At 53.3% G+C, this 11,151-nt stretch carries 14 protein-coding genes; 5 read left to right on the forward strand and 9 right to left on the reverse strand.

Annotation, left to right across the window (positions count from 1 at the left end; all coding sequences use genetic code 11):
- Window positions 1-87 precede the first annotated feature (87 nt).
- Both BEN30_RS13650 and BEN30_RS19120 read right to left on the reverse strand, forming a co-directional pair.
- Entirely contained in the window at window positions 88-642 is a 555-nt protein-coding gene (locus BEN30_RS13650) for a phosphoribosyltransferase (protein ID WP_069958897.1), read from the reverse strand.
- Window positions 639-764: a hypothetical protein gene (locus BEN30_RS19120; protein WP_281201839.1), complete on the reverse strand. Its 126-nt coding sequence runs from the start codon at window positions 762-764 to the stop codon at window positions 639-641. The genes BEN30_RS13650 and BEN30_RS19120 overlap by 4 nt, the downstream gene beginning before the upstream one ends.
- Window positions 765-908: 144 nt before the next feature.
- Between BEN30_RS19120 and rimO the strand changes: the two genes are divergently transcribed.
- From rimO to BEN30_RS13665, 3 genes are all read left to right on the forward strand, one after another.
- Entirely contained in the window at window positions 909-2,225 is a 1,317-nt protein-coding gene (gene rimO, locus BEN30_RS13655) for a 30S ribosomal protein S12 methylthiotransferase RimO (protein WP_069958887.1), read from the forward strand.
- A gap of 316 nt (window positions 2,226-2,541) precedes the next feature.
- The gene (locus tag BEN30_RS18015) at window positions 2,542-2,715 is read left to right on the forward strand and encodes a DUF3309 family protein (protein WP_084005571.1); all 174 of its coding nucleotides are present in this window, start codon (window positions 2,542-2,544) and stop codon (window positions 2,713-2,715) included.
- Window positions 2,716-2,821: 106 nt separating this feature from the next.
- A complete protein-coding gene (locus BEN30_RS13665; protein ID WP_069958889.1) occupies window positions 2,822-3,742 on the forward strand; it encodes an OmpA family protein in 921 nt (306 codons plus the stop codon).
- Window positions 3,743-3,814: 72 nt separating this feature from the next.
- Here the strand turns inward: BEN30_RS13665 and BEN30_RS13670 are convergent, their stop codons facing one another.
- The 5 genes from BEN30_RS13670 to BEN30_RS18855 all read right to left on the reverse strand — a co-directional run bounded on the left by BEN30_RS13670 (window position 3,815) and on the right by BEN30_RS18855 (window position 6,915).
- Window positions 3,815-4,024, reverse strand: coding sequence for a DUF3185 family protein (locus BEN30_RS13670; RefSeq protein ID WP_069958890.1), 210 nt, complete (start codon window positions 4,022-4,024; stop codon window positions 3,815-3,817).
- 17 nt (window positions 4,025-4,041) lie between these two features.
- Complete coding sequence (locus BEN30_RS13675; RefSeq protein WP_069958891.1) at window positions 4,042-4,365, reverse strand: BON domain-containing protein; 324 nt, start codon at window positions 4,363-4,365, stop codon at window positions 4,042-4,044.
- A 126-nt stretch (window positions 4,366-4,491) separates the two neighbouring features.
- Window positions 4,492-4,746, reverse strand: a complete 255-nt coding sequence (locus tag BEN30_RS13680) for a YMGG-like glycine zipper-containing protein (RefSeq protein WP_069958892.1) — start codon at window positions 4,744-4,746, stop codon at window positions 4,492-4,494.
- Window positions 4,747-5,230: 484 nt separating this feature from the next.
- Window positions 5,231-6,571: an SLC13 family permease gene (locus BEN30_RS13685; RefSeq protein WP_211563419.1), complete on the reverse strand. Its 1,341-nt coding sequence runs from the start codon at window positions 6,569-6,571 to the stop codon at window positions 5,231-5,233.
- Entirely contained in the window at window positions 6,568-6,915 is a 348-nt protein-coding gene (locus BEN30_RS18855; protein ID WP_211563420.1) for a hypothetical protein, read from the reverse strand. Before BEN30_RS18855 ends, BEN30_RS13685 begins: the two co-directional genes overlap by 4 nt.
- 741 nt (window positions 6,916-7,656) lie before the next feature.
- On the opposite strand from BEN30_RS18855, the gene BEN30_RS13690 reads away from it, so the two are divergent.
- Window positions 7,657-7,998, forward strand: a complete 342-nt coding sequence (locus BEN30_RS13690; RefSeq protein ID WP_069958893.1) for a hypothetical protein — start codon at window positions 7,657-7,659, stop codon at window positions 7,996-7,998.
- An 88-nt stretch (window positions 7,999-8,086) separates the two neighbouring features.
- Here the strand turns inward: BEN30_RS13690 and BEN30_RS13695 are convergent, their stop codons facing one another.
- Window positions 8,087-9,934, reverse strand: coding sequence for a relaxase/mobilization nuclease domain-containing protein (locus tag BEN30_RS13695; protein ID WP_139135038.1), 1,848 nt, complete (start codon window positions 9,932-9,934; stop codon window positions 8,087-8,089).
- A 135-nt stretch (window positions 9,935-10,069) separates the two neighbouring features.
- Between BEN30_RS13695 and BEN30_RS13700 the strand changes: the two genes are divergently transcribed.
- Window positions 10,070-10,306 carry a hypothetical protein gene (locus BEN30_RS13700; protein ID WP_139135039.1) on the forward strand — a complete coding sequence of 79 codons (237 nt, stop codon included), beginning with the start codon at window positions 10,070-10,072 and terminating at the stop codon, window positions 10,304-10,306.
- Between the two features lie 524 nt (window positions 10,307-10,830).
- Here the strand turns inward: BEN30_RS13700 and BEN30_RS19035 are convergent.
- Complete coding sequence (locus BEN30_RS19035) at window positions 10,831-10,962, reverse strand: hypothetical protein (protein ID WP_407655973.1); 132 nt, start codon at window positions 10,960-10,962, stop codon at window positions 10,831-10,833.
- Window positions 10,963-11,151 lie beyond the last annotated feature (189 nt).

Genomic DNA, 11,151 nt, shown 5'->3' on the forward strand with positions numbered 1-11,151 from the left:
CAACCGCCAACACGACGCAGATGGATTTGATCGTTTCAACCATAAAATGAAATTAGCGCATATGGCGCTGGTCCGGCAAGGGGCGGCTCACCCCGCCTCAGATGCCCGCGCGGCAGGTTTGTGGAGGGCGATTTCTTCGTCCGTGAGACCTTGCAGTTCATGGGGGAAAACCAGCCACTTGTCGGTTTCGTGAACATAGTAGTCGGGTTCAAAATCCACTTTGCGCTTGGTGGGTTTGTAATAGACCGTGGCCACCTTGATGACGGCGGGGGTGTTGGCGCGCGAGAGCTTTTTCAAGGTCTCGATCACCGCGCCGACGCTGCGCCCACTGTCAAACGTGTCGTCAACGATCAACAAGCTGTCGGATGCATTGGCGTTTTCGGTGATGTAATGCAGCCCATGCACACGGATGTCATCGCTTTGCTGCTCAATCCCGGTATAAGACGAGGTGCGGATGGCAATGTGGTCAGTTTCGATGCCCCGGTGCTGGAGGAGTTCTTGCACCGCAATGCCCACCGGGGTGCCGCCACGCCAGATGCCGACGATATAATTGGGACGAAAGCCATCCGTATAAATGGTCTGGGCGAGACGAAATGAGTCCTCGAGCAGTTGATTGGCCGTGATAAAGATTTTTTCGATCATCGGCTTATCCATACACATCGTGCAAAACGCCCAGAACCGCCACCAGCAACACCGGCCAGAAATTCGGTGTGAACGGTGCTGCCTTTGGCCGTAATACCAAAGTATTGGTCGAGCGAATTCATGCGAGCAGTCCTTGTCTCTGGGGCTTGTGAACGGTCACTTTGGTTCTCCTCAGGCAAAAATGTCACCGCGAAGCGCTGCACGGTCAACGAAAAACCAACCACAGCACTGTTTACAGGTTCAATTGTTGGTCATATATAGTCGCAATGGATAAAAATGCTCCCAAAGTTGGAATCATATCGCTGGGTTGCCCCAAGGCCCTGGTCGATTCGGAACGCATCCTCACCAAGTTGGCGGCGGAAGGTTATCTGATTTCCGACACCTATGACGATGCCGACGTGGTATTGATCAACACCTGCGGCTTTATCGACAGCGCTCGCCAAGAAAGCCTGGAAGCCATTCAAGAGGCCATGGCCGAAAATGGCCGGGTCATCGTCACCGGGTGCTTAGGCTTGGATCAAGGGGCCATCCGTGAAGTCGCCCCCAACGTTCTGGCCATCACCGGGCCGCATCAATACGAACAAGTGGTCAACGCCGTGCACGACGCCGTGCCGCCGATGCATGACCCGTTCATCGATCTGGTCGGTCCCGAAGGCATGAAGCTGACGCCGCGCCATTATTCGTATCTGAAAATTTCGGAGGGCTGCAATCACAGCTGCAAATTCTGCATCATCCCCGACATCCGCGGCAAGCTTGACAGCCGCCCCATCGGCGACGTGCTGCGTGAAGCCGAACGGCTGGTCGAAAGCGGCGTCAAGGAACTGCTGGTCATTTCCCAAGACACCAGCGCTTACGGCCTCGACTTGAATTACGCCCCCAGCGATTGGCACGGCAAATCGGTCAAGACCGACATGTATAATCTGGCCAATTCACTGGGCGACTTGGGCGCGTGGGTGCGTTTGCACTACGTCTACCCCTACCCCCATGTCGACAATGTTATTGAACTGATGGCCCAGGGCAAAATTTTGCCCTACTTGGACATTCCGTTCCAGCACGCCAGCCCCAGCGTCCTCAAAGCCATGCGCCGTCCCGCGCACCAAGAAAAGACCCTGGAGCGGATCGAAAAGTGGCGCGACATTTGCCCCGACATCGCCATCCGTTCGACCTTCATCGTCGGCTTCCCCGGGGAAACCGAAGACGATTTCGAAACCCTTTTGGATTTCTTGCAAGACGCCCAGTTGGATCGCGTCGGGTGCTTCCAATACGAAAACGTCAAAGGCGCGCAAGCGAATGCCCTGCCCGACCACGTCGACGCTGACGACAAACTGTCACGTTGGGAACGGTTCATGGAACTGTCCCAAGACATTTCAGAACGCAAACTTCTTGAGCGCATCGGTCAGACCATGGAAGTGCTGATTGACGACGTGGCTGAAACCGGTGCCGTGGGACGCACCTACGCCGACAGTCCGGAAATCGATGGCAGCGTTTACCTAGACGGTGCAACCCACCTGAAGCCCGGCGACAAAGTGAAAGCCCTCATTACCAAATCAGGACCTTATGATTTATGGGCGGACTTGGTGTAAGACCGATCCTCACCGACGTCCTCAATGTGCGATGCGACAGCCCCGTTCCCGCGTAAACGCATAAGCGTTCTTCGACCCGCGTCATTATCTGCGGGCCTATCGTACTGTGTGCTGTATTGAACAGCCGAAGTCATTTTAATCGTCTACAATTTGATATGATCGCGATTAGAAATTTTTTTGCATCGCGAGCACCCGTTCTAAAAATGCACGGTTACACTCTGATCGCCAGGTCTATCAATACCTGACATTGCGGTTTGAGCGGTGAGTACTGTGCGCACGGTTTCCATGGCAACGTCCAGAAAGGCAACCCACTGCAATGAATACAATTTTAGTTGTGATCATCTTGATCCTCATCTTCGGCGGCGGGGGCGGCTATTATGCCCACGGTCGCTACGGGTCTACCGGACTGGGAAGTGTCCTCGGGCTGATCCTGGTGGTCCTCGTCGTGCTCTGGCTGCTCGGTGTACTTGATCGCGTTATTTTGGGTTAGCCAGAAGCCCCTATCAGTCTCCTCAGCCAAGAACCTATTTCGAGCCGCATCTGGCGAAAAGGGATGTCGCTCTTTTGATAAAAATCATCTCAGAGAGGATGGCACTATGCACTCAATCAGAATTTTAACCATCGCCTCACTCGCCACCTTACTTGGTGCAAGTGCGGTCTACGCAGGCAGCAATGCGTCTCCGGACTGGAACGTGGGTGATGTTCGCGCCCTGACCCAGCATGGCAGCCAGTTTCAACAAAACCTCCACCGGGAATATGTCGCCCTCGCCCAAAGCGAACTGACCGAAGAGAGCGACAGTCACTCGATGGTCTATTACAATCACAAAGCCCGCCAGTCCGCGGCTGGCTACCCCGTTGCGCCGACGATGATGACGGAACGCGATGTCCCGGCCGCTTTTGTTACTGACCTAACGGACGGACGCGCCTCCCTTATGCGTATGCTTGACGCTGGCGGTCCCAGCAAGGCTCCTGTCTTATCGGCTCACGCCCAGTCCCAGTTCGATTGCTGGATCGAAGAGCAGACGGAAAACCGTCAGCCCAAAAAAATCGCCCTGTGTCGGGATGAGTTCAATTCGGCGTTGGTGCAAGCCTCAGCCGTCGTCTTCGACAAGACCCCTGAACCGGCTCCGGCTCCAGCCCCCATGGCCGCGGCACCTTCGCCTCGTCTGCCCGCCAACTACATCGTGTTCTTTGATTGGAATAAAGCTGCCGTCACACCGGAAGCCGCGGAAATCATCCGCACGGCTGCCGCCAACGCCGGCACAATGGGCCATGTGCGCATGGTGCTGACCGGACACACGGACAGTTCAGGTTCAGCCAAGTATAATCTTAAGCTGTCCCAGCGTCGCGGTGATGACGTGCGGGCACAGTTTGAAGCCCTGGGCTTTGCCAACGCGGACATCCAGGTCATCTCCAAAGGTGAAGCCGACCAACTGGTGCCCACCGATGACGGTGTGCGCGAACCGGAACACCCATACCCAGCACAGGCAGCGCAAAGGCGGCTGCTCCTAATGTGAGCAACCGCCTTCGACTTATAGTGGATGTATGAAGGTATTCAGCCATCGTCACGCGTTAACCCCAAATCTATTTTAGGCACGCCTTCCAAAGACAATGGACAGAATGCCAAACACGACCGCGGCAATCCCAACAACAAAGTATGTCACTGTGGTATCGGAATAACGCCCCGTCATCATGTCGGAAATCTGATCGGCGGGGGCTTCCGACGCATGCTGGGCAAAGCCCAACAGAACCAGTCCCACCACGATCACTGTGATCCCAAAAATAGACTTTGAATTCATGGTTTAATTCCGTTCATTCACTTGGGCGTGCGGACGATGAGATTGTTTTGCACCGAGCGGACGCCTTTGATGGTACGCGCCAATTCACCAGCCCGCGAAAGGCTTTGATTTGAATCGACGAAACCGCTGAGTTGCACGACGTTGTGGAACGTCTCAACATTCACCTGGTTCTTTTCCAAGACCGGGTCTTGAACGATTGCGGCAATGACTTTGGTGGTGATCGCCGCGTCGTCTAAGTATTCGCCGGGCGTCTCGCGTTCGGAGACCGCTGCGCAGGCGGCAAGAGACGCAACCAAGACGGTGATGGCCGCTAATTTTGTAAAGTGAGCTTTCGAAAACATGGGATGATCCTAAAATGAGTTATTATGGATTAAAGCGGGTTCCCCGTCACGACCAGCAACCAGGTTTTAACCCATACGATTGATGGCTGGCCGCGTGCATTGGGAAACAGACCTGTCAGTGTGTGATTACTTCCACGCGGGATTGCCCAAGTCGATTTTATCTTTGCTGGTGAGAGCACCGGTGCCTGCGCCAACAGCGCCGCCAATAACGGCGGAAGATACGGGATCGGCGCCCACAAGCAACCCACCCACGGCACCGACACCTGCACCGATACCGGCACCGGATATGGCGCGGTCAGAGGTGGTATTGCCACAAGCGCTGAGCCCAAACATCGCTGCCACAGCGATCCATTTGAGCGAAGAGAATTTTGAAGTGTTCATAACCAAATCTCCTTATGAGACATTGCCTTATTCGCATCAAAGGCAAATGCCCATGGTGCGTCGCGAGCCGCGGTCATTCCCATGCCAACGCGGAACACCTTCACTTTCGTGTCGGTTAATTCCGGGCGCGAAAATCGACGAGCATCTAAAATTTAGGCGAAGTGCGCACAGCCGCCGCCCCATCAGGGGCACTCACAACAGGAGGCCTGCAATATTCTTTGATGATTTATTATTGCATTAAATTAACAACAAATCAAGTTAAATATAATTACTGTTGTAATAAATGCCAGATTTTACTTAAATTAATTTTGCTTAAACTTGTGTTCAATATTGAACAGATAATTTTTTATTACTTATCATGAATATTGAATCATCATTTTGCCTCACTGGGCCCATACGGGTGAAGGAACAAGGTGAAGTCGTCGAACACATCGTCATTGATGAGAACAAGGATAACCAACATACATGATGGCAATCAAGGCCGCTAAAACCCGTACATTTTTGGCAGCAGGAAGCTCAACACCAGCCAAATAATCACGGTTAATGGAATGCCGATTTTGACAAAATCCATAAAGCGATAACCGCCAGCGTTCATGACCAACAAGTTGGTTTTATATGCCATGGGGGTTGCGTAACTCATATTCGCGCCAAACAACACCGCCAACACAAACGGTTCCGCGGGCAGCCCGAGTTGCTGGGCAATATTGACCGCAATGGGTGTGCCAATAACAGCTGTGGCATTGTTAGACACAATATTGGTCAAAACCGCCATCACCAACATCAATCCCGACAACAGCATCGCGGGTGATCCGCCAGACGTAACAGCCAGAAACACCTGCGCCAAATAATCCGCACCGCCGGTTTTCAACAAGACAGAACCCAGGGCCAAACTGGCCACGACGATCAAAATGACTTGTGTGCTGAGCGCCTTGGCTGCATCGCCCCAACTGATACAGCGCGTGACGATCATCAGAAGAACTCCACATACGGCGCTGATCGGAATGGGCACGATTCCCAAAGCCGCCGCCAAGATGACGCTGGCCATGATGGCCAAGGCAACTGGCGCGCGCCGGGTGTGTGGCAAGTCCGTTGTTGCGTCAAGAACCAGAACCTCCCCTTCTCGCTTCACTTCCGAAATCCGTTCTTGGGTGCCCTGAACAAGCAGCACATCCCCGACACGCAACCGGATATCGCCGACGTCTTCGCGCAATACCCGCGCCACGGTCCCAGCCCGGTGCAAGGCAAGGATCACCAACTGTTGGGTTTCCGCAAAACGCGCTTGAGACAAGGTTACCCCATCAAGCAAAGAGCCATGCGTAACGACGATCTCGGCAATCTGCTGACCCTCGGCGCTGAGCGGATGCTCTTCGTCAACCGGCAGGTCATCTCCGCCATAGAGGCTTGCCCCCAAAAGCTGCTCGAACTCCTTCAAATTTTCCGGTGTATCGCGAACCCCCAACCGATCCCCCGCCCGCAAGACAGAATCCGGCAGCGGCGCCAGAACTTTCGCTTCGTCGCGGTAAATCTCGGATACCTTGATTTTACCGCCTGCCTTTTCCAGAACCGCCGATAAGGTCTCACCGTTTGCGAAGCTATCTTCGTTCACATGCAAATGGCCGATGAAAACGCGCGGTGACATATCGCCAAGGGGAGTTTCCCGCATGGGTAAAATTCGCGGAGCCACAAGCCAAAGGAAGGCGATCCCGGCACTACCCGCAATCACCGCAGGCATCATGAAATCAAACATATTAAAGCGCGGCAGCCCCAGGTCTGCGGCCACCGACACCACCAAAAGGTTGGTGGACGTTCCAATCGTTGTGCTCATGCCGCCAACAACAGTGAAAGCGATGGGCTAATGGACCACAGCTTGGCCAAAGACCGACCTAAGGGCTCAAGCGCTCCCGTGCGCACCAACCCTTGCCCGGCAATCATCAGCGCACAAACGGCGATCAACGCCTCGTGCCCAAAGCCGCTAAAAAAATCAATGGCGTGGAGCTGTTTCCCATCTGACACGTAGGGGAACAACTCAAACCCCAACAACAGCGCCGCCAAAACCCCTAGGCTGGAGGTCTCCAGTGGGACTTCTTCACGCGTAAACAAAATAAGAGCCCCAACGACAAGAAAGAGCACAGCAATGCCATGAGCATCGGGTAACGGAGGAAAGGGCATAGCAAGCATCTCCATTTTTCTGTGTTCGATCCAACTTAATCTGACACTGCGCCCTTGAATGGGCGAGGGATACCGATTTTTGATGTTAGGCCGTATGGCATTGATGGATCAAGCGCGTCAGACCAATCCTGAACGATCCATGAACAGGAACCAAGCCGTGAAGGCAAGATCAGGCCAAAACAGTTTACCCAAAGGCCAAATACAACAACGCCTCAGCAGTTTCCCGCTAAGGCGTTGTTTTTATTGGTGGGCGCAGTAGGACTCGAACCTACGGCCCGCTGATTAAGAGGTTTAGGATTACTGGCTAAATTCAGCCATTTCTTCCAACTTTTGACTCGTCAAACACCTCCAAAACTAGCCCCAAAAGGGTGGGGAGTTGGAACGCAAGCGACATGCGTTTCACCTCCCTTGTTGGAGACAATAAATGACCAGAAGCAAAATTATAAAGGTGCGCTTCACTCCTGCAGAGCTAACCCGCACAAATGAACTGGCTCGCGAGGCGGACTACGAAAGCATTACCAGATACGTCATGTCAACGGCCGTCCTACTCCCTTCCTTTTTGCGCTGCCATTTTGTCTGTAGGCAAGCGTGGGGTAAGCAGTCGTGCGCAAGGCCGTGCTCGTTTTCGCATATTCCTGCAAATGACAACTCACCACCTGGGGGGGGGCGACAACGCACCCCAGCAAGCCCCAGCCAATTTCCACATAGAAGTGACTTTCAAACTCACCTGGGAGACATGCGATGCGCGGTAACAAACCCATGAATGAAACCATCACTTTCCGTGCTTCCGGCGAAGAAATCGCCGCCTACAGCCGGACATGGCGACAATTGGGATTCAAATCAGAGAGCGAATTTCATCGCACTGCGGGTAATAATCTAGTGAGCGGTTATGAAGTCAAAAGCCATGGCGTTAATCCAATCATCCTCACGGAAATTAACACGCACCTGAATAGGATCGGATCGTCACTTATGGAACTGGTTATACTTTCTTCGAATGACAATTTTCCGGACAGCACGCTCTTTTCAAGGGCACTGAACGAGGCCTTATTGGGCATCAAGGCCATACGGCGGAAAGTCTCGTGAAACAGAACTGCGGGGGCGGCGCGCAGCCCCAGATCCGTATCGTCCTCCGGATACAACACCCAAGTTCGTCGACGATGCTGACTTCATTTCAGCCACGCCCCCGGCTAGCATTTCTCCTAGATCGAGACTTTGGCTTTTGTGACCGCTCCTGCTTCTGGTCAGTTGCATTCTCATTTTCGGCATGCAGCACGGGCGCGCCATAATCTCCAACAGGATCAGAGGCACCCGATTGGCCGCCCGCACCCGGCTTCCATTTTGATGCGGCTTTTATCGGACCCGCCCCCATGACCTTAGGTAACTTATGTCCAATCTCAATTAGCATGGCCTGTCCGATCGCCTGATCAGTTACTTCGGGCAACCACGTGCCCGGCCAATCCGCCTGGTAACGATGGAAGAGCCGCTTCAGTTCCGCGATCACCTTGGCGCGGTCTTTCTGTACGCGCCTGATTTCGCGGTATTTCGCGAACACGTCGACATACTCAGGAGGTTCCGGGACTTGATGTGATTTAGGCAACCACGCAGTGCGCAGGATTTTCTTGAGCTCTTTGTCACCCCCCATCACATATGCATTGGCCTTGACGCATCCCAGATATTCCGGGCGGTGGCGCAAGGTCCAGTTTGCCAGCCCTCGATGTGGATATTGCACCTTACCTTGCTGGTCACGATATGCGCCGTCCAGCGCCATATGCTGCCAGCTTGCCAATGCATCTGCGGGATCGTAATACATGGTCTTTAAGTACTCAAACAGTTCCCGATACTCATCCGGAACATCGTCATTCTCCGCACTCCTCGAAACAAAGTGATATGCGCGCTTCAACCACGACGTTTGTATCAGCGGTTCATCAAGTAACTGCCGGAGAGCCTGAGCGGCAATGGTCGTCCATTCATGACGTTCCGCATCCTCGGCAAGCTGGCGGATTATCGCTTTGGCGTCTTCGATGCGCTCCATGTTTTGAACAGCCCTATCTCCAAAATAATAAGGCCAGGTGTTCAAATTCGCATATGGATCGCGCCAGGCCTTCCCCTGCCGCCAGGGGCTGGGATCATCATGCAAAGGCTCAAGGCCGGCCATAATGCGTTCGCGCTCATAGCGGCGGTCAACGCGCCAACTCGCATTGTAGTCAAGGCCAGAAAGCTTCAAATTCTCCGCAAATCGCAATCTCAGCGCATGTAGGTAATCCCCGTGAATATCACTGTGCAACCGTCCGCCAAAGTCCGATAACGCCCTGACCACCACATGAGCGTGAATGTGATCCGTGTGGTCTTGGTGAATTCCCCATACGGTCTTGTGGCCCTTGGCGGTGAAGGCACCGTCTACAGTGACGCGCATCGCATTTCGTAACTTGCGTTCCCCCCCTTCCTCGGCTCCGTCCTCCGCGATGGAAAAAACGAAATGCCAAGCCTGGACATGTCGCAACCGCTCGCGCCCACCCATTGCATGTAGCGCTGATAGGTCGCTCTTTTTAAGATGTTTTAGGGCAGTCCGTGATAGGTTGTCCTGATCGGGCAGTAGTTCCCATCGTTTGCGGACCGCATGAATATCCTCCACCGAAAGAGGGGCGCCAAATCCATCCCACAGGGAAACGGCACCGTACTGTCCGTTCTTCTCATCCTCCCGGCGGGTACGCGCCACGTAACGCAGCAGCGTCATGACACCGTGATCGCTCTTGGGGCGCGACCTTGCCCTGATCACGGCCTCCTTGCCCCTGGCGTAGCGGTAACCTTTTTCGATGACGAAAGCACGCCCGGAAAGTGAGGCGTCACGCTTCGCATGAGCACCCTTCCGACGCACTTTACCCTTCGGATGAGATACCGTTGATGGGGGATGGGCCAGGCGAAAGCGTTTTCCCATGATGCCCTGAACGATGCGTTCATCCGCATCGCTGAAGCGACCCATTTTGACCCAGTCCCAATCCTCCAAGTCGTCCTTGATCATGGCCATCGCCCTCCGATTCGCACTTAGGGTAACAAAAACTGCGGCAGGTTTCCGTAAGACATTTCATAAAGATAGGGCAATTTAATCGTGAAGCGTGTGGGACATTGTACAATGTTGTTGGAAGGTGATTTGAGCATGAAGAAAACGAATCAATCCATACCAACCGCGCCGTCTAGCTCCGCGCCGGACGCGCCGGACTCATCAGACTCTCCTGCAAAAGGCGGCTTTAAGAATCTGCCGCCCATCAATTTGGGTCATGGGCCTCGCGCAATCTTGTCCAACGTGAAAACGGCGCCGGGACGGCGATTGACGCCGGACGAAATAGTGGCCTCAGAGCAGAAACAACACGATTATTTCAACACTCAATCATAGGGGAGCAGCCTATGCCCATAAACGAACCTATTGTCCTCAAGTTTCAACGGACAGGCAGCAGTTATGCCAGGGCTAATGAAGTTGCAAGCTGGATGGGCCTAACCATAGAAGCGTACCTGCTCAAATGTATTGAAGATGGCCACAAACTGCACCAGACGCGCATGGCCGAAGAGCTGGAACTTCCCGCGTGTCTACGCAGACAGAAGGACTACGCGCCAACCCTCCTTCGCAAAACGTAATACGTTTTGCTATTCCTGCAAATCTATCTATAAACCAAATATATAACATAACTAATTGAAAATATTAATCTTTCAAAATCCCCAAATCACTTACATTTGACCTTAAGCGTGTCACATTGAGGTTTTTAGAAAAAGTTAGCGTGACACAGGCAAATTTTGGCGTGTCACAGGCTAAAAACAGCGTGACACAGGCTAAAATTGGCGTGACACAGACCAAAGCTAGCGTGACACGCTTTTAAAAGGTCCGCTTAGCGCCTTCATTGGTGTGCTGAACAATGAATTGGATTACAATGAGGCAAAGCCTTCGCCGCTAACCAACCCGGCTTCCATGCAGCGGCGCACCACATTCTCAAACACACTGCGCAAGACGTCGCTGTCGCGGAAGCTACCATGTTCGCCCTGAAAAACTCTCAACATATTGATAAATAATGATTCCCTTGGGATTCTAAATATAGGAAAATGCCAGAAAGCAGTCCCGTAACGCTCATTTTCTGGTAGATTCTCATGAAGCCTAAAAAACCCCGCCGCCGTGATGCCGATCTGTTTCGCGAACGTCTGGACGCCATCATCGACATGAAGCATCACTTGATCCGGTTGGCCGGGATG

The sequence above is a fragment of the Magnetovibrio blakemorei genome, from assembly GCF_001746755.1.
Lineage (GTDB): Bacteria > Pseudomonadota > Alphaproteobacteria > Rhodospirillales > Magnetovibrionaceae > Magnetovibrio > Magnetovibrio blakemorei.